This window comes from Limnohabitans sp. 2KL-1 (assembly GCF_003063435.1).
GTDB lineage: Bacteria > Pseudomonadota > Gammaproteobacteria > Burkholderiales > Burkholderiaceae_C > Limnohabitans_A.
Map to the genome: position 1 here is coordinate 155,623 of NZ_NESL01000006.1, position 17,853 is coordinate 173,475.

The window sequence follows — 17,853 nt, forward strand, 5'->3', positions numbered from 1 at the left end:
TCATTGCGAGGAGCTTGCGACGCGGCAATCCAGTGGCACCACTGCGAATTCAACAGCAAGGACTGTGTAGCGTCTTTTCTGGATGGCCGCGCTCCCACGGCCTATGACGTGTCAATGGCCGTTGCCACCCCCTCCATTTCTCATTCATTTCAAACCATCACCATGAACCTCTTCCCCCACGTTGACTGGTCACGCAACGCCAGCATTTACGAAGTCAATGTCCGCCAGTACACCGCCGAGGGCTCGCTGAACGCGATGGCCGCACACCTGCCGCGCTTGCAAAAAATGGGGGTGGACATTTTGTGGTTCATGCCGATCCAGCCGATAGGTCAACGCCATCGCAAAGGGGGCTTGGGCAGTTACTACGCCATCAGCGATTACACGGCGGTCAACCCCGAATTCGGCACGCTGGCCGACTTCAAGTCCTTGGTGCAGCAGGCCCATGCGCTGGGCATGAAGGTCATTTTGGACTGGGTGGCCAACCACACGGCCTGGGACCATGTCTGGACACAGCAGCACCCTGAGTGGTACCTGAAGAACGAGCAAGGCGAAATCCACAGCTACCTGTACGACAACGGCACCGAGATCGAAGACTGGTCGGATGTTTGCGGCCTGGATTACAAGAACCCGAGCTTGTGGCCGGCCATGACCGAGGCCATGCTGTACTGGCTGCGTGAGGCCGATGTGGACGGCTTTCGCTGCGACGTGGCGGGTTTGCTGCCCACACCCTTTTGGGAGCAGGCGCGGGTGCAGATGGAACAGATCAAGCCGGTGTTCATGCTGGCCGAGTGGGCCGATCCGGGTTTGCATGCCAAGGCGTTTGACATGACCTACGACTGGTCGCTGTACGAAGTGCTCAAGAAAATCGCCCGGGGCGAAGGCGATGCCCGGGACCTGCGCACGTATCTGGAGCAGCCCGAGGAGCTGTATCCGGTAGACGCCTACCGCATGACCTTCACCGCCAACCACGACACCAATTCATGGCACGGGCACGACGCGGCGCACTACGGCGCAGCGTTTCGTGCCGTGGCGGTGCTGGCCGCCACGCTGCCCGGCATGCCGCTGGTCTACAGCGGCCAGGAGTCGGGGCTGAACAAACAGCTGCAGTTTTTCGAGAAGGACGCCATTGACTGGGGCACGTACGAACATGCCGATTTTTATGCCGACTTGCTTGCGCTGAAAAAAGCGCACCCGGCCTTGCAAAACGGCGCGACCGGCGGCCCTGTCGACATCATGGACACGGGCCACACGGGGGTGTTCCGTTTCCAGCGCGTCAGAGACGGTTGCCGCATCCAGGTGACGGTGAACTTGACGGGGCAGGCCCAGCCTTTGCCCGAGGGGACGATGCTGGCGGGCTGGGCCTGGGAGATGGTTCAAGGCAGCTTGTGAATCGATGCCGTCATCGTCTATGGTGCACTTCGCCACGCCGAGCAAAAATTCGAATCATTTGAATAGGAAATGTCTTCATGTCTCTTGTTGATGTGGCGATTCCAGTGTTACCCAGTCGCTCAATTCCTGACACTGTTGCCTTTTATGGCCGATTGGGTTTTGAAGGGGGACCACACGCGTTCAATGGCGATTACGCCATCCTGAGCTGCCAGGGCATTGAAATTCATTTTTTCAAACACACGGCCCTGAGGCCTTTTGAGTCCTCAGCAGGTTGTTACATTCGTGTCCAAGAGGTCGATCCTTTTTACAGCGTTTGTTTGGGCTTGTCATTGCCAACGATGGGGATTCCTCGTTTAGAAAAACTTGAAAACAAAGCTTGGGGTCTTCGAGAATTTGCCTTGGTGGACGCGGACGGTAACTTGATTCGGATTGGGCAAATCTTGGCCCTGTAAGGGGCAACAGCCTCCGGGGTCAAGGTGGAAAGTCTTGAATCAAGTGACGGCATTTTTTTGAACCTGGCTGAACCCGCCAGGCTTTGATCCTTCTTCAAGCCGTCCATCAAGATTTTTGGACGCTTCGATGACCCTGGCCAAAAGCATGTCAGGGTTGCTGTTTCAGATTTTTGTTCAGAAACTTCTCCACCCGCTGCCAGAAGTCGGCTTGCGCCTTGAGGTCCACTAAGCCGTGGCCTTCATCGGGGTATTCCACCCACTCGACTTGGGGGTTGTGGGCCCGGAGGGCATCGCGCATTTTTTCGCCATGCACCAAGGGCACGCGCTCGTCCTTGCCGCCATAGGCCATGAGCAGCGGGCTCTTGATGCGGGCGGCCTGGTGCAAGGGCGAGTGCGTCCGCAGCATGTCGGCATCCTTGATCGAATCACCCATCAGGCGGGGCAGGCCATAGGTCTTGGCCTGGTCGGTGGTGTCGCTCCAGTTCACGCTGTAAAGCAGTTGCGGGTCGGTCACGCCCACCCAATTGATGCCGCAACGGAAAAGGTCCGGGTCATTGACCAGGCCCATCAGGGCGGCATAGCCGCCGTAGCTGGCCCCCATGATGCAGATGCGTTGGGGGTCGGCAATGCCTTGTGCGATGGCCCATTTGGCTCCGTCGGCCAAGTCGTTTTGCATGCCCTGGCCCCATTGCTTCCAGCCTGCGCCAAAGTGCTTGCTCCCGAAACCTGCACTGCCGCGAAACTCGGGTTGCAGCACGGCATAGCCGCGTGAGGCGAGGAACTGCGCGTCGGCATGCCAGCCCCAGCTTTGCCCGCGCACCCAAGGCCCGCCGTGGGCGTACACCAGCAGGGGCAGGTTCTTCTTGGCGCTGCCTGCGGGCAGGCTCAGCCAGGCGGGGATGCGCAAGCCGTCGCGGGCGTTGTAATGCACGAAGTCCATACCGGCCATGGCCTGCCCGCGCAGGTCGGGGCGCGCATCACCCAAGCGGATGAATTTTTGGGTGTCCCGGTTGAAGACCAGCGTGATGCCCGGGTTGCGGTCAGAAAAGCTGTGCACCAGCACATGGGGTGAATTGGAGTGCACCCCGGTGGACAGCTCATTGACGGTATGGGGCAAGGCCTTGTCGATGGTGTCCTGCAAAGCCTGTGCGGGCGGATGCGTCCATTGCGTCACGGGTGCATCGACGGTGTAACGCCAGCCCTGCACTTGCCCCTCGCTGACCACCGGCCTAGGGTACAGGTCAAACGCCTGGCTGTGCAGCACCGGTTTCTCGCTGGGTTGGTTTGTTTCAAAGCTCCAGGTGTAGAGGCCCACCGTGTTTTGCCCTTGGTTGCTGATGACGTAAAGCGTGCCCAGCGCGTCCATGTGGGTGGGGTAGAGGGTGCGGGTCAGGCTGTCCATGGTAGCCACGGTTTTCCAGACCTGGCCCGGTTCGCGCAGCCACATTTTCAGTCGCCCATCGCGCGCTTCGGTGGCTGCGCGCAACTCATTCTGTGCGTCAAAAACCCAGTGCGCCGCATGCTGCGGTGCATCGACTTCGCTCCAGCGGCCGTTGACGGTGTTGAGTTTGCGCACGCGGCGATAATCCGCGCCGAATTTTTTGTCGTAGGCCTCGGTCACGGTGACCCAGATGTCGTCACCGGTTTGGCGGGCGGAGGTCCTGAGCAGTTGGGTCGATTGCGGCAGCAACTCGGTGCTGTCGCCGTTTTTGACCCGACTGCCAATGGTCTCAGCCAGTTGTCGGTAGCGCTCACCATTGGCATCCACCGCAAACAAGCCTGCATTGATGTCGCGCTGCCCTGCAGGTTTGAGCCAAGCCGCCAGGTTGAACACCAGCCGCTGGTCATTGACCCAGGCGAACATACCCACCGATTCGTTCTGGAACGAGGCCACCACCGTCGGGGTCTGGGTGGCCAGGTCCATTACGACCAGTTTGGCCCGGCTGTCCTTGACGCGCAGTTTGAACGCCACCTTTTTCCCGTCGGGTGACAGAACGGCATCGTCAAACTGGGGTTCCTGAAAAAAAGCTTCGACCGGTACGGTGGCCCGGGCGGTTGTGGTGATTGCAGTGATTGCGGTGGTTGGGGGCATCTGTGCGGCAACCCCCAGCGGCAGCAGTGCGGCCGCCAGTTGCAGCGCACGTTGGCACCATGTCCTGAACGATGGTTTCATGTTTCCTCCCTGATTGAAAAAATGGCGCGGCGGATCTGTGCCCGCTCGCGCCCGGCTTGACTCACATGTTCATTTTTGGGGCCGCGCAGTGCTGCGCGATGAAGTCGGCATGGTCTGGCATCACGCTCACGCATTTGGCAATGACCTCGCGCACGCTCTCCAGGTACTCGTGGATGCTGTCTTCCGATTGCAGATCCACCAGAGGGTGGTAACTTTGTGTGCGCAGGTTTTGCCCTTCCATGACTTGCAGCCAGCCGTCTTCGGCAAACAACTCGTTGTCCACGCGCAGCACACGCCCGGTGGTCTTGTACAGGTCGATCTTGTGCTGCAAGGTGTCCGGAATGGCCATGTGGGCGCAGGCTTGCCAGAAGGCCGAGTCGTCGCGCTGGTTGACGTGGTAGTGCAAAATGACGAAGTCGCGCAGGCGCTCCATCTGGAAACGGTTTTGCCGGTTGAACTCGGCAATCTGCGTGGGGTTGAAGCCTTGGTCGGGGAAGAACTCCACCAGCTGCGAAATCGTGTTCTGGATCAGGTGGATGCTGGTCGATTCCAGTGGCTCCAGAAAGCCGCTGGACAGGCCGATGGCCACCACGTTCTTGTTCCAGGCCTGCTGGCGCATGCCGGTGGTGAAGCGGATGGGGCGGGGATCGGCCAGGGCCTTGCCGTCCAGATGGGCCAGCAGCACCGAAGCGGCTTCATCGTCGCTGATGTACTGGCTGCAATACACAAGGCCGTTGCCAGTGCGGTGTTGCAGCGGAATGCGCCATTGCCAGCCGGCCTGATGGGCGGTGGAGCGGGTGTAAGGCGTGAGTGTGGAGGCCGACGCGCAGGGCACGGCCAAAGCGCGGTCGCAGGGTAGCCAGTGTGTCCAGTCTTCAAACCCGGTGTGCAGGGTTTGCTCGATCAGCAAGCCCCTGAAACCTGAGCAATCGATGAACAGATCGCCTTCGATCCGCTCGCCGTTTTCGAGCACCACAGCATCGACATGCGCGTCGCTGGGGCGCTGGCTGACCTGGGTGATCTTGCCTTCGGTGCGCAGCACGCCGCGCTGCTCGGCCAGCTTGCGCAGGTATTTGGCATACAGGCTGGCATCAAAGTGGTAGGCGTAGGCGATGTCGTTGAAGGGCGAGTTTTGCACGCCATCGGGTGTGGGCATGAATTTGTTGGCCAGCGCGGCCATGCGGGTGATGGCGTAATTTTCAAGCGGTGCGGCTTTGCCCAAGCGGCGCATTTTTTGCCAGTACTGGTCAAAGCGGGTGGTCCACAGGTCCTGCCCGATCTTGCCGAAGCCGTGCATGTAACGGTCGCCCTGTCGGCCCCAATTCACGAATTCGATGCCCAGCTTGAAGCTGCCCATGGTTTCGCGCATGAATTCGGCTTCGTCGATGCCCAGCACCTTGTTGAAGCGCTGGATCATGGGGATGGTGGCTTCACCCACGCCCACGATGCCGATCTCGTCCGACTCGATCAGCCGGATCGGGTAACGACCTTTGAGCATGGTGGCGAGTGCGGCAGCGGTCATCCAGCCGGCGGTGCCGCCGCCCACAATGACGATGGATCGGATCAGGGGTGCTTGTTGCATGTCGGGCTCATTTGCAAAAAAGGGGGCGCCGGGCCCCCTTTGATTTTGTCACCCCGGCATGCCAGGGTGATGGTTGCAGGACGATCAGAACTTGTAGTTCATGCCGATCTGGTAGGTTTTTCCGAACTTGGTGCGCTGCACCACGTTGTCCGGCGTGCCGTTGTAGCGGATGAACTCGGCGTTGGTCAAATTGTTGCCTTGCAGCAGCACAGACAGGCCTTTGAGCGAACCGGTGTTGAACTCGTAACCAGCTTGCAAATCCACCAGGGTTTCGCCTTTGACGAATGTCAGCTGACGGTTGTCCTGGTAGTCCAGGATTTCACCCAGGAAGTCCGAGCGCTTCTTGGCACCCAGCGACACGGAGAAGCCATTCTTCTCGTAGTAGGCGCGCAGGTTGGTCACACTCTTGGACAGGCCGGGCAAGGGCAGGTTGGTGGCCTTGTCGGTGTCCGCCGAAGTCAGGCCAGCACGGGGCAGGCTGACCGCGCTGTTGGTGGTGGAGGTGTTGGCCATCAGACCAAAGCCGTCCATGGCCGGTGTGAGCATGCTGAAGGGCACGTTCAACGACAGTTCCAGACCCGAGATGCTGCCGCCGGAGCCATTGACCGGGGTGGTCATGGTGCCCAAGGTGGTGCCATAGGCCGCAGGGTTGGTGATGAAGTTGCGGAAATCCGCCACAGTGCTTTGGCGCACGATGTAGGTGTCCAGGGCCTTGTAGAAACCGGCCACGCTCACGTAACCTTTTTTGCCGAAGTATTTTTCATACGACAGGTCAAACGACTTGGCGCGGAAAGGCTCCAGGTTGGGGTTGCCGCCCGAGCCGTTCCAGCCAGCGGGTTTGCTGGAGTCCGCACCGGTGTTGTACGACAGATCCAGGTTGCCCGCCATGTCGATCATATTGGCACGCGACAGCACTTTGGCTGCACCCACACGCACCATTTGGTCGTTACCCACGTCAAAATTCAAGTTCAAACTGGGGTTGAAGTCGTTGTACTTGTGTTTTTGGATGACGGTGGAATAAGTGCACGAAGGCTGGTTTTTCTCGCCCGCGCAGGCCACGCCATCGATGTTGTAACCGGTCGATGTCTGGTTGGAGCTGACCAACTGGCCGCCCACGTTGCCTGTAAAGCTCAGGCCCATGAGTTTGCCCTCGAGGTCGCCCTTGATGTAGGTGGTGGTGACCTTTTCGTTGATCTTGAAGTTCTTGTTTAGGATCGCGGTGCTGGTCCAGGGCGTCAACTGGTACACGCTGCCGACGGTGCCCACGGGGTCAAATGCGGCCACATTGATGCCGGTGGCCAAAGCTGTGGCAGAGGCTGTGCCGGGCATGGTGGCTGTGCCGTAGGGGGCGCCACCGGGAATGACCACAGCGCCTTCGGCGGTTGTGCGGGTTTTGTCGCGGTCAGAAAAATGCAGACCCACTTCCACGGCAGTCAGCATGCCCATGTCCAGGTTGCGGGCACCGCTGAAGCGCAGGTTGTCCACTTTGTCCTTGGTGGTGGGCGAGGCGTAATAGCCCGCCTGGGGGGTGGATGCGCCGCCGCCCCAGCCTTCGACGTCGGTCAGCTTGGCCACATTGCGGTCGGCGTAGTTGAAGCCGGTGGTGTACTTGGCACCGGAGAGATTTTTGCCATCAAACCCAGTCCAGGAAATGGTGTCCAGCGCGGTGGCGTTCCCGGCTTGGCCTGCGGTGGTTTCGAAGCGGGTGTGCTGGCGTGTGACCTCCGAACGGCCCAGGTCGGCCATGGTCTTCCATTCACCCAACTTGAATTTGGTGTTCCAGCCGATGGAGTTGAGTTTGTCGTCACCTTGGGTGTTGTCGTTGCGCACGACACCCTTGAAATTGTTGTACGTGCCTGCTGTGGCCACGCCATTGTCAATGGTCGCGTTGGACAGCACACCATCCGGATCGTAGCCACCTGCACCCCCGGGAAGAGCACCCTGAATACCGGTGGTTTTGGCGCTGAAGGAGTTCTTCGAGGTGAACAGGTCCAACGAGGTTTCAAAGTCCTTGTTGGGCTTGAATTGCACGGTGGCCATCAGGCCTTCACGATTGGCAGTGGTGGTCTTGTTGAAGTCGTTGAAGCCGTTGGGCACCACAACATCCTGGCCTGTGACGGGGTCTTTCTTGGTGGCGGTCCCCCAGCTGCCGAAGTCGGACTGCACAGCGCCAACGTCTTTTTGCTTGGAGTAGCCCAGTACCACGCCGATGGTGCGGTCGGCAAACTGGTCAATGTAGGAAAACGATTGCCGGTTGCCAGAGCCATTTGTGGGCGAGCCGGAGTCAATGCCGGTGCTTTGCTTGCGCACGTTGACCACCATGGTGCGCTTGCTGAAGTCCAGCGGACGCACGGTCTTCATGTCGATGGTCGAGGCCAGGCCTTGGTCCACCAGCGAAGCATTGGGGGTTTTGTGGATGACGATGGAGCCCAGCAGTTCGGCGGGGAACTGGTCAAATTCGACGCCACGGCTGTCACCGGTGGAGGCTTGGCCACGGCCATTCAAAGTGGCACCGTTGAAATCGGGTGACATGCCGCGAACGCTGACGTTCTTGGCGCGGCCGGTAGCGGCATCACGCTGGGCGGTCACGCCGGGCAAGCGGGCGATCGACTCCGCCACCGTGGCATCTGGCAATTTGCCAATGTCTTCGGCCGAGATGGCTTCGACCACGCCTTCGGCGTTTTTCTTGACCGAAATGGCGCTCTCGATGGATGCGCGGATGCCGGTCACGATCACGTTGTCGGCAGCTTGTTGGGCTTGTGCGGCACCGGCTGCCATCAGCAGCACGGCGCAACCCGCTGCGACAGGGCTGACCCTGAAGCCGCGTTGTGGAGTCGTTTGTTTCATGTGTAAACCTCGGAGATGAATGAAGAAGGGCACTTACCCGTTTGTAGGTAAGCACGCTGGAATTTTGTAGTAAAACTAGATGTTCGTCGTACTGGTGAAAACCCTGTGGTTTGGGTGTTTCCTGCATAAATTGCTGAATTTTTCAGCAAAAACAACCGATTACATCCGTTTTTTCTTGTTTTGGCGTGTGCGTGGTGTTGTTGTTTTGTATCAAAATTACAATCCGTCATGTCTTGGTGTTGTGGCTTTGTAGTTTGGATACACCTTGCGGGCCTGTTTTTGACCGAAAGGTTCATTCGGGTTACCAAAAAGGGTTGCCCATCACAGGCCAGTGGCATTTCTGATCACAATCACGCGAGGAGCAAACCCCCATGAACACCCAATCTTCCCGCAAGGCCCATTGGGCCAACCGGCTGGTCCTGTTGACCGGCCTCTTGTTTTGCATGATGTCCGTGCAGGCGCAAACGCCTGCCCCGGCCACTTTGCGTGCCGAGGTGCACAAGCCTTTGGCGGCTGCTCAAGAAGCGCTCAAGAACAACCAGCCTGACCAGGCGCTGAGCCTGACCCGTGAAGCGCTGGCGGTGGCGCAGCTCACGCCCGCCGAGCGCGCGGTGGTGTTGCGCACCCAGGCGGTGGTGGCGCTGCGTGCCAAAAACTGGGATGTGGCCATTGAGGCGCTGGAGTTTCTGGTGAGTTCGCCCGAAGTGCCGGTGGCCGACCGCCTGCCGATGCTGGAATCGCTGATGAACGCAGGGCAGCAAAAGAAAGACAACGCGCTCGTGGTCAAGTGGGCGCGCCAATACCTCAAGGACGGTGGCCCCAAGTCGGTGATCCGTGTGGTGATGATCCAGACCTTGTCGGTCATGGGTGAGCACAAGCAGGTGGTGGACGAGATGCTGGAAAAGATCCGCCTGGATGCGGCGGCTGGTTTCAAAACACCCGAGCAGGAGTTGCGCATGCTGGCCGTGAGCTACCGCCAGCTCAAGGACAACGCCGGTTACCAGGCCACTTTGCGGCGTCTGCTGGAGGCGTATCCCTCCAAAGCCTATTGGGCCGAGGTGGTCCAGCGCCTGGCGCAGCAGACCAACCTGAATCCTCGTCTGGAACTCGACTTGTACCGCTTGCTGGAGCAAACCGACAACCTGGAAGAGGCCGGTGAATACAGCGACATGGCCCAGCAGGCACTCAAAGCAGGCTTGCCGTCCGAGGCGGTTCGGGTGCTGGCCAAGGGGTTTGAAGCCGGTGTTCTGGGTCAGGGCGCTGACGCTGCGGTCCACACCAAGCTGCGCACCGAAGCGCAAAAGAAAGCGCAGGAAGACGACCGCAGTTTCGCGCAGTTCGAGAAAACAGCCAAAGACAGTGCTTCGTGGGCGGGTGTGGGCGATGTGTATGCCTCTCGGCAAAACTGGACGGCGGCCAATGCGGCTTATGCCAAAGCCCTGGAGTTGGGCAGCTTGCGCCGCGAACAGGAGTTCCGTCTGCACTACGCGATCAGTTTGATCAAGGCCGGACAAAAAGACGCGGCGCGCCAGCAATTGACGGCGGTGCAGGGCGATGCCCTGGCGGTGGAGTTGGCCAGTTTGTGGGGGTTGCTGGCGCGTTGATGGGTTCTCAAGGCTGGATGGCCACGCTTCGCTCGCCATGACGGACACGCCGTCATGGCGAGGAGCTGCCTTTAGCCGCGAGGAGCGAAGCGACGTGGCGGGACGCGGCAGTCCAGTTGAGGCGCTTGTTCAGGTGGCGGTGCCAGATTGACCACATGGCTGGATTGCCGCGCTTCGCTCGCCATGCCGGTGATCCCATATCAGGTAAAACCCTATTGCAATCGATTGCAATAGCGGCTAAATTGCCATGATCTTTTATGTGCATTTATTTGCGCCCACTTTTTACAAAGTCCGATGACCACGCCATTGAACGTTTCACCGCCTCACTTGTCGATCTGGCAGATCGTGCAAATGAACATCGGTTTTTTGGGGCTGCAGTTCAGCTTCGGCTTGCAGCAAAGCAGCATGGGTCCGATCTACAGCTACTTAGGGGCCAACGAGGCCGAGTTGCCGCTGTTGACCTTGGCCGGGCCCGTCACGGGCTTGCTGGTGCAGCCCATCGTGGGGGCCATGAGCGACCGTTGCACCTCGCGCTATGGGCGTCGCACGCCGTTCTTTTTGATCGGGGCCATCTTGTGCTCGCTCAGCCTGTTGGCCATGCCCTACAGCCAGGCGCTGTGGATGGCGGCCAGTCTGTTGTGGATTCTGGATGCGGCCAACAACGTGACCATGGAGCCGTACCGGGCTTATGTGGGCGACCGCCTCCCCAAAGACCAGCATGCCAATGGATTCATCATCCAGAGCGCCTTCACCGGGCTCGCGCAGACGCTGGCCTACCTCATGCCGTCGCTGCTGGTGTGGTTTGGCATGAACAAAGATGCGGTGGGTGACAACCACATCCCGCAGATCACGCTGATCTCTTTCCTGATTGGTGCGGTGATTTCGGTGACGACCATCGTCTGGTCGATCTGGCGGGTGCCTGAGCTGCCTTTGTCGCCCGAGCAAAAAGCCAAACTGGCCGCACAAAAGCAGGGTCTGAAAGCCACCCTCACCGAAATCTGGGACGCCATCCGCGAGATGCCCGTGCCCATGCGCCAGATGGCCTGGATGAAGCTGTTTCAGTGGATGGCCATGGGTTGGTATTGGCAGTACGTGGCGTATTCAATCGCCCGCTCGCTGTTTGGCACCAACGACCCGACCAGCACCGGCTTTCGCGACGCGGTTCTGGTCAACGGGGAGGTGGGGGCGTTCTACAACGTGGTGTCCTTCATCTCGGCCTTGCTCATGGTGCGTTACACCAAGCGCTTTGGTGCACCCCGGGTGCATGCGCTGTGCCTGACACTTTCGGGCATCGGCATGTGGTTCCTGCCGCAGATCGATTCGTATGCCTTGTTGTTCTTGCCGGCCGTGGGCGTGGGCCTGGGCTGGGCCAGCATCATGGGCAACCCCTATGTCATGTTGGCGCGCAGCGTGCCGCCGGAGCGTACCGGGGTCTACATGGGCATTTTCAACATGTTCATCGTGATCCCCCTGTTGGTGGGCGGTGGCTTGATGGCGCTGATGTACGACACCGTGTTTGGTGGTGACCCGCGCCATGTGCTGATGACGGCCGGCGTGATGATGGTCTGTGCGGCCATCGCCACCTTGCGCGTCAAGGTGCCCGAGTGAGGTGCGGTGCGCGCAGGCTCACCCCAGAATTTGTTTTGTGAATGTTTGAAGTATGAAAAACAAGGTTCAATTGATCACCTACGTCGACCGCTTTGGCGGCGCGACATTGCCCCAACTGCAAGACCTGCTGGACGGCCCGTTGGCCGGCGTTTTTGGCGGGGTCCACCTCCTGCCTTTCTTCTACAAGATCGATGGGGCCGATGCCGGTTTTGACCCGATTGACCACACTCGGGTGGACGACCGTCTGGGCGGCTGGGATGACATCCAGCGCCTGACCGGCACCGCCGATGTGATGGCCGATGTGATCGTCAACCACATGTCGTCGGAGTCGCCCCAGTTTCAGGACTTTTCGCAAAAAGGCAGCGCTTCCGAGTTCGATGGCCTGTTCCTGACCATGGAATCGGTGTTCCCCGATGGGGCCACCGAAAAAGACCTGCTCGCGGTGTACCGTCCGCGCCCGGGCATGCCCTTCACGGTGACCACACTGGCCAACGGCGAGCGCCGCCTGTTGTGGACCACCTTCACGCCGCAGCAGATCGATATCGATGTGCACACCCCGGCTGGGCAGGCCTACCTTGAATCGATCCTGCAAAAGCTGTCGCAAAGCGGCGTGAGCATGGTGCGTCTCGATGCCGTGGGTTATGCCATCAAGAAGGCCGGTGCCAACTGCTTCATGATGCCCGAGACCTTCGAGTTCATCCAGGCGTTTGCCAAGCGCGGCCGTGAGCTGGGCCTCGAAGTTCTGGTGGAAATCCATTCGTACTACAAGCGCCAGATGGAGATCGCCAAGCAGGTGGACTGGGTGTACGACTTCGCCTTGCCGCCGCTGGTGCTGCACGCCCTGGAGTTCGGTCGCAGCGCCCCCTTGCGCGCCTGGTTTGACCAACGCCCCAACAACGCCATCACGGTGCTCGACACGCACGACGGCATCGGCATCATCGACATCGGTGCCGATGCCGCTGACCGCACGGGCAACCCCGGCTTGGTGCCACCCGAAGAGCTCGACGAACTGGTCGAGCGCATGCACCGCAATTCGCAAAACCAGAGCCGCCAGGCCACGGGTGCCGCCGCCTCCAACCTTGATCTGTACCAGGTCAACTGCACCTTCTTTGACGCCATGGGGCGCAACGAGGCGGCTTATCTGGTGGCGCGTGCCATCCAGTTCTTTGTGCCGGGCGTGCCGCAGGTGTATTACGTGGGCTTGCTGGCCGGTGAAAACGACATGGATTTGTTGGCCCGCACCCAGGTCGGCCGCGACATCAACCGCCACTACTATTCCCGCGAAGAAGTCCTGAGTGCTCTGCGCAAGCCCGTGGTGGCCAGGCTGCTGGACCTGATCCGCCTGCGCAACCAGCATGCCGCGTTCAACGGCAAGTTCAGCCACGCGTCATCGGCCGACCATATCCTGACCCTGTCGTGGACAGCCGGTGCCGAGTACGCCCGCCTGGATGTCGATCTGAAGTCCAAAACCGGCGTGGTGGTCTACACCACGGCGGCGGGTGAGCAGCAGTTCATGTTGGACTAAAGCATCCACATGCGGCTGATTCAGCCGTTAGCACCCAGAACAAGCCGGAGTGAATTTCCGGCTTTTTTGTGGGCTGACCAAAAAGCACGGTGGTCAGTGAAAATTCGGACAAGAAAAAAGACCGTCAAAAGACGGTCTTGAATGAGCCTTGATGAAAATGTCAGGCCAGCTTGCGGGCCTGACTGCGGTTCATCAGAAGTTGTACTTCAGGCCTGCTTTGGCGGAGCGACCGTTGATCGAACGGGCGGCCATCCGGCCATCGTTGATCTCTGTGTAACCCAGGGTATTGGTCAGGTTGTACACACCGAAGGTAGCTGTCAGATCTTTGCTGATGGCGTAATTTGCAAATGCATTGACCACGGTGTAGGCGGGCAACGTGGCTTCGTACGCCGAGCCTTGTGCGTCTTTGGCACTGCTGGAGCCCACAATGGTTGCACCGACGGTAAAGCTACCTTCGGTGTAGGTCGGGCTCAGCTGGTACACGACTTTGGCTTGGCGGTTGGGCGTCAAGCCGCTGCTGACGATCTTGGCATCGGTCAGAGTCAAACCGCCATTGATGCGGAAGGCCCCCATTTTGTAGCCAGCCTCAACTTCGATACCTTTGGCATCGTATTTGTTGGCTGTGCTCTTTTGCGTTGTTGCATCAAAGTTGCTTTCGTCGGTCTTGGCCTGGAACAAGGTCACGAACGTGCTCAGATTGCCACTGCGCATTTTCACGCCACCTTCGTACTGCTGAACGGTGTTGATTGGCACCACGCCTGCGCCACCGGCCATGGGGACAGCCGCAGAGCCGAACATGATGCGGTCAGCATTGAAGGCAACACCGTCGCTCACGCGAGCAAAAACTGCCATGTCCTTATTGAATTGGTAGTTGGCACCGAAGGAGTAAGAGGTGTGCTCTTTGGTGTAGTTGATGGCCTGGGCTTTGCCTGGGTTGAATTGCTTGGCGGCCACATCCACTTGGTTGTAAGAGCCGGAGGCCACTTGGCTGTCACGGCGCAGGCTACCGTCAAGCGACAAGGCACCTTTTTCCCAGCCAATCACAGCATATGGCGATGTGGTGTTGTAAGTTGCATCAATGGCGCGGGTGCAGCAGCCGCCCCAGACGTCAGCACCCAAAGCCGTTGCGCCATAGCTGTTGGTGCTGCTGTTGGCCAGCAAAGCCGGATTTTTATCCGTGGCTTGCATCAGGTACTGGTTGAAGTTCCAGGTCAAGCCGACCTTTTGAACGTTCATGAACAGACCGAATGTGGTGTTCAGTTTGGCACCGTCGGCCTGCGCAAAGGACTTGCTCAATTTGACGTCGTTGGTCGTGCTGCCCATGTCGTCCATGGACGTGTTGAACACCGTGTTGGTGAAGGCGTTGCCTGTGTAAGCTTGACCCGCGTTGGGGCCCGTAGCGTATTTCGTGCCAGCGGCTGCGGCTTTGACATCGTCGGCTGGGAACAGACCCACAAAGCGGCCAGTCATTGAAGCGTGGCGGAACTTTTCGCTCAGCTTCCAACCATCAGCGAGCTTCAAGTCGGCTTCCACGCCAAACGAATTTTGCTTCACTCGCAAGCCGTCGTTGACGTCCGTGCCGACCATGGTGTTGTTTTTGGTCAGTGTGTAGTCTTTGACCCAGTAGGGCGAGTACATGCTGGCGTTGCGCGGGTCGATCCCTGGCAGTTCACTGACTTTGCCGTTGGCGATTTTGACTGGAACGGGCATGAATAAAGGGCTCTGATCGTCCAGTGCCTTGAAATTCAAGCGAACGAAACCGTTGTCCAACTCTTGGGTGATGTTGGCCTTGATTTGGCCACCCTGATTGCTGTTGCCCGTGGCGTTGCGAGGACCTTCGCCATTGTGGGTGTAGCCGCCAATGAAGAAGCGGGTTTTGTCACTCAGTTTGCCGCTGTAGTCAAAGTCCAGGCGTTTTTCGTTGTAACCCAGACCCGTGGTGATGCCGATGCTGCCACCAGGCTCGTCACCCGTTTTGCTGATGAAGTTGATGATGCCGCCGGGTGCGTTGGTGGCCAAAGTGGAGGCAGAGCCGCCGCGAACGACTTCAAGACGTTCGAGGCTGTTGTCGGCGCGCAGGAACATGTCGGGCGTAGAAAAAGCCACGTCGCCAAACAGCATGACGGGCAAGCCGTCTTCCTGGAATTGAACATAACGTGAACCACCGGCCGAAATGGGCAGGCCGCGAACTGTCACGTTGGCGTTGCCGCCGCCGCCGCTGGACTCGGCGCGAATACCAGGAATTGAACGCAAGATGTCAGAAGCGTTTGTGGGTTGGTTTTGCAGAATTTGATCTGCGCCAACGGTTGAAATTGAACTGGATTGCTTCATTTTGCTGGCACCAGTCGCTGTTCCGGTCACCACAACTTCGTCCAGTTTCAGGGCGTCATTGTTGGCTTGAGCGTAAGCCACACTCAACTGAAATACTGCAAGGGTAGCGGCGGCAGCCACTTTGGTCGGTGTGGCGAATTTTTGCTTCTTCATGGAAGGGTCTCCAAAATATTGAAACGATTGCAAAACCATAATTTGATTGTTGCAGATGATGATCCATCAGCGTCACAGGTCGTGAACGCACCTTGGATGTATCGTATTTTGCAAATCAATGAAAACGATTGCAATGGTTGGCCATTGAAATTTACTGTGTTTCCGCGAAAGTGGATACGCTTTTTCACTCGTAAAGCGATTGAAAACTAGGATTTTCCCTAATGTGTAAAAGTGACAACACGTGCATTTCTCGCTTTAATTTGAATTGCTTAGTGTTTTCCCTAGGTTACGTGATGTGGTCTATGTGGGTATCATGCAATCGATTGCATTGTCAGTGTTGATCACCCTCATGCTGCTGACACGCTTTGCAATGACATTCATCTACAAAAGGAGAGCCCAAACCATGGACGACTACGCCAGCCGGCAAAGAAAGCCTACCCGGCACCTGATAGGGCTGGGGCTGGTGGTGGTGTTGCACCTCTTGCTCTTTTGGGCGATCAGCTCGGGCCTGGCCCGCGCCGTCGTCAAAAAGATCAAAGGCCCCGTCGAAGCGGTGTTGCTCGAAGACACCAAACCCGACATCCCACCACCACCGCCGCCTCCGCCGCCACCCAAAAACCTGCCCCCGCCGCCTCCGGCCTACGTGCCCCCGGTGGAAGTGGCTGTGGCCGCGCCCGCGCCAGCCAACGCCATCGCCGCCGTCTCGGCCACACCCCAGCCACCGGCACCCATCGTGGTCACGGCACCCGCCCCGGCAGCGCCCGCCCCAGTGGCTGCGCCCGTGCGTGTGGCTGCCGTGGTCAACTCGGCCAACTGCGAAAAACCCGACTACCCCAGCGCCTCGCGCCGTCTGGAAGAAGAAGGCACCGTGAGCCTGCGCTTTTTGGTGGGCGTGGACGGCAAGGTCATTCAGGCCGAGATCGAGAAGTCTTCGGGCTTCAAGCGTCTGGACGAAGCGGCCCGGGCCGGTTTGTCGCGCTGCGCGTTCAAGCCAGCGACTGTGGACGGCAAGCCCGAGCAGGGCTGGGCCAGCATGAAATACACCTGGCGTCTGGAATAAGGCCCCCCGGGCCTGTTTCCCTTCAATTTTTGATTCAACCGATTTTTAAAGAACACTGCAGGAGCACCTCACCATGTTCAAACCTTCCAAAAACCTCATCCTGGGCGCAAGCCTGTTGGCCGGCCTGTTCTTTGCAGGCTCCGTGATGGCGCAAGCCGCCGATGCGGCGGCTGCCGCATCGGCCCCGGTGGCCGCTGCTGCGGGTGCCGCTGCAGCCGCGGCTGCCGAAGACAACCCCTATGGCCTGGGCGCTCTGTGGGGCCAGGGCGACTTTGTGGCCAAAGGCACCTTGCTGATCCTGGTCATCATGAGCATGGGCTCGTGGTACGTCATCTTCACCAAGTTCGCTGAGCAGGCCAAACTCAACAAGCAAGCGGCTGCCGCCAAAGACTCCTTCTGGAGCGCCAACACCGTGGCGCAAGGCAAAGACACGCTGGAAGAAGGCTCGGCCTTTCGCTTCATCGCAGAAAAAGGCCTGGAAGGTGCCTCCAAACACACCGGCTTGCTGGGCGCTGTGGACTTCAACGAATGGGTCACCATGAGCATCCAGCGCGCCATTGGCAACGTCCAAAGCCGCATGCAAGACGGCCTGGCCGTGCTGGCCACCGTGGGCTCCACCGCACCGTTCGTGGGTCTGTTTGGCACCGTCTGGGGCATCTACCACGCGCTGGTCAAGATCGGCATGTCCGGTCAGGCCTCGATCGACAAGGTCGCCGGTCCCGTGGGTGAAGCGCTGATCATGACCGCCATCGGTCTGGCCGTGGCTGTGCCCGCCGTGCTGGGCTACAACTTCCTGGTGCGCCGCAACAAGGCCGTGATGGAAGAAGTCAACGCCTTTGGCTCCGACCTGCACGCCGTGCTGCTGGGCTCGGCCAAGAAGTAAATCCCTTGCAAATACCGCCGCCTGGGGCTGTGGGTGAATGCCACACCGCCCCGGACGGATCAAAGGAGAAGCCATCATGGCCATGAACGTAGGCGAAGCCGATGACGAGATCATCGGCACCATCAACACCACGCCCCTGGTGGACGTGATGCTGGTGTTGTTGATCATCTTTTTGATCACGATCCCGGTGGTGACGACATCGATCAAGGTGGACCTGCCCAAAGAGAAGAACGTGATCCGGGAGAC

Annotated in this window: 12 protein-coding genes; 8 read left to right on the top strand and 4 right to left on the bottom strand. The window is 59.1% G+C overall.

The genetic code is table 11. The features are described 5' to 3' along the window. The first annotated feature begins 162 nt into the window (after nt 1-162). Entirely contained in the window at nt 163-1,389 is a 1,227-nt protein-coding gene (locus tag B9Z47_RS13485) for an alpha-amylase family glycosyl hydrolase (protein WP_233253799.1), read from the top strand. Between the two features lie 77 nt (nt 1,390-1,466). Further along, nucleotides 1,467-1,841: a VOC family protein gene (locus B9Z47_RS13490; protein ID WP_108331751.1), complete on the top strand. Its 375-nt coding sequence runs from the start codon at nt 1,467-1,469 to the stop codon at nt 1,839-1,841. A 148-nt stretch (nt 1,842-1,989) separates the two neighbouring features. Here the strand turns inward: B9Z47_RS13490 and B9Z47_RS13495 are convergent, their stop codons facing one another. The 3 genes from B9Z47_RS13495 to B9Z47_RS13505 form a co-directional block, all read right to left on the bottom strand. After that, the gene (locus tag B9Z47_RS13495) at nt 1,990-4,014 is read right to left on the bottom strand and encodes a prolyl oligopeptidase family serine peptidase (RefSeq protein ID WP_108331752.1); all 2,025 of its coding nucleotides are present in this window, start codon (nt 4,012-4,014) and stop codon (nt 1,990-1,992) included. A 61-nt stretch (nt 4,015-4,075) separates the two neighbouring features. Further along, nucleotides 4,076-5,596: a tryptophan halogenase family protein gene (locus B9Z47_RS13500; protein WP_108331753.1), complete on the bottom strand. Its 1,521-nt coding sequence runs from the start codon at nt 5,594-5,596 to the stop codon at nt 4,076-4,078. Nucleotides 5,597-5,680: 84 nt separating this feature from the next. Then, entirely contained in the window at nt 5,681-8,443 is a 2,763-nt protein-coding gene (locus B9Z47_RS13505; protein WP_108331754.1) for a TonB-dependent receptor, read from the bottom strand. Between the two features lie 371 nt (nt 8,444-8,814). Here B9Z47_RS13505 and B9Z47_RS13510 point away from each other — a divergent pair, with 371 nt between their 5' ends. The 3 genes from B9Z47_RS13510 to gtfA all read left to right on the top strand — a co-directional run bounded on the left by B9Z47_RS13510 (nt 8,815) and on the right by gtfA (nt 13,180). Continuing rightward, nucleotides 8,815-10,047 (top strand): lipopolysaccharide assembly protein LapB, encoded by a 1,233-nt coding sequence (locus tag B9Z47_RS13510; protein WP_108331755.1) that lies wholly within the window; start codon nt 8,815-8,817, stop codon nt 10,045-10,047. A 294-nt stretch (nt 10,048-10,341) separates the two neighbouring features. Then, nucleotides 10,342-11,655: an MFS transporter gene (locus B9Z47_RS13515; RefSeq protein ID WP_108331756.1), complete on the top strand. Its 1,314-nt coding sequence runs from the start codon at nt 10,342-10,344 to the stop codon at nt 11,653-11,655. Nucleotides 11,656-11,707: 52 nt separating this feature from the next. Continuing rightward, nucleotides 11,708-13,180 carry a sucrose phosphorylase gene (gene gtfA, locus B9Z47_RS13520; RefSeq protein ID WP_108331757.1) on the top strand — a complete coding sequence of 491 codons (1,473 nt, stop codon included), beginning with the start codon at nt 11,708-11,710 and terminating at the stop codon, nt 13,178-13,180. A 192-nt stretch (nt 13,181-13,372) separates the two neighbouring features. Here gtfA and B9Z47_RS13525 read toward each other — a convergent pair whose 3' ends face one another. Continuing rightward, nucleotides 13,373-15,664 carry a TonB-dependent siderophore receptor gene (locus B9Z47_RS13525; RefSeq protein ID WP_108331758.1) on the bottom strand — a complete coding sequence of 764 codons (2,292 nt, stop codon included), beginning with the start codon at nt 15,662-15,664 and terminating at the stop codon, nt 13,373-13,375. 403 nt (nt 15,665-16,067) lie between these two features. Between B9Z47_RS13525 and B9Z47_RS13530 the strand changes: the two genes are divergently transcribed. The 3 genes from B9Z47_RS13530 to B9Z47_RS13540 form a co-directional block, all read left to right on the top strand. Next, nucleotides 16,068-16,724, top strand: a complete 657-nt coding sequence (locus B9Z47_RS13530) for an energy transducer TonB (protein ID WP_108331778.1) — start codon at nt 16,068-16,070, stop codon at nt 16,722-16,724. Nucleotides 16,725-16,797: 73 nt separating this feature from the next. Beyond that, nucleotides 16,798-17,607 carry a MotA/TolQ/ExbB proton channel family protein gene (locus tag B9Z47_RS13535; protein ID WP_108331759.1) on the top strand — a complete coding sequence of 270 codons (810 nt, stop codon included), beginning with the start codon at nt 16,798-16,800 and terminating at the stop codon, nt 17,605-17,607. 76 nt (nt 17,608-17,683) lie between these two features. Beyond that, the coding region (locus B9Z47_RS13540; RefSeq protein ID WP_199226398.1) for a biopolymer transporter ExbD at nt 17,684-17,853 on the top strand (170 nt) is incomplete at its 3' end.

Excerpts from the sequence above, each read along its gene's own strand:
- B9Z47_RS13485 (WP_233253799.1), top strand. The coding sequence starts at position 163 with ATGAACCTCTTCCCCCACGTTGACTGGTCACGCAACGCCAGCATTTAC.
- B9Z47_RS13490 (WP_108331751.1), top strand. The coding sequence starts at position 1,467 with ATGTCTCTTGTTGATGTGGCGATTCCAGTGTTACCCAGTCGCTCAATT.
- B9Z47_RS13495 (WP_108331752.1), bottom strand. The coding sequence starts at position 4,014 with ATGAAACCATCGTTCAGGACATGGTGCCAACGTGCGCTGCAACTGGCG.
- B9Z47_RS13500 (WP_108331753.1), bottom strand. The coding sequence starts at position 5,596 with ATGCAACAAGCACCCCTGATCCGATCCATCGTCATTGTGGGCGGCGGC.
- B9Z47_RS13505 (WP_108331754.1), bottom strand. The coding sequence starts at position 8,443 with ATGAAACAAACGACTCCACAACGCGGCTTCAGGGTCAGCCCTGTCGCA.
- B9Z47_RS13510 (WP_108331755.1), top strand. The coding sequence starts at position 8,815 with ATGAACACCCAATCTTCCCGCAAGGCCCATTGGGCCAACCGGCTGGTC.
- B9Z47_RS13515 (WP_108331756.1), top strand. The coding sequence starts at position 10,342 with ATGACCACGCCATTGAACGTTTCACCGCCTCACTTGTCGATCTGGCAG.
- gtfA (WP_108331757.1), top strand. The coding sequence starts at position 11,708 with ATGAAAAACAAGGTTCAATTGATCACCTACGTCGACCGCTTTGGCGGC.
- B9Z47_RS13525 (WP_108331758.1), bottom strand. The coding sequence starts at position 15,664 with ATGAAGAAGCAAAAATTCGCCACACCGACCAAAGTGGCTGCCGCCGCT.
- B9Z47_RS13530 (WP_108331778.1), top strand. The coding sequence starts at position 16,068 with ATGGACGACTACGCCAGCCGGCAAAGAAAGCCTACCCGGCACCTGATA.
- B9Z47_RS13535 (WP_108331759.1), top strand. The coding sequence starts at position 16,798 with ATGTTCAAACCTTCCAAAAACCTCATCCTGGGCGCAAGCCTGTTGGCC.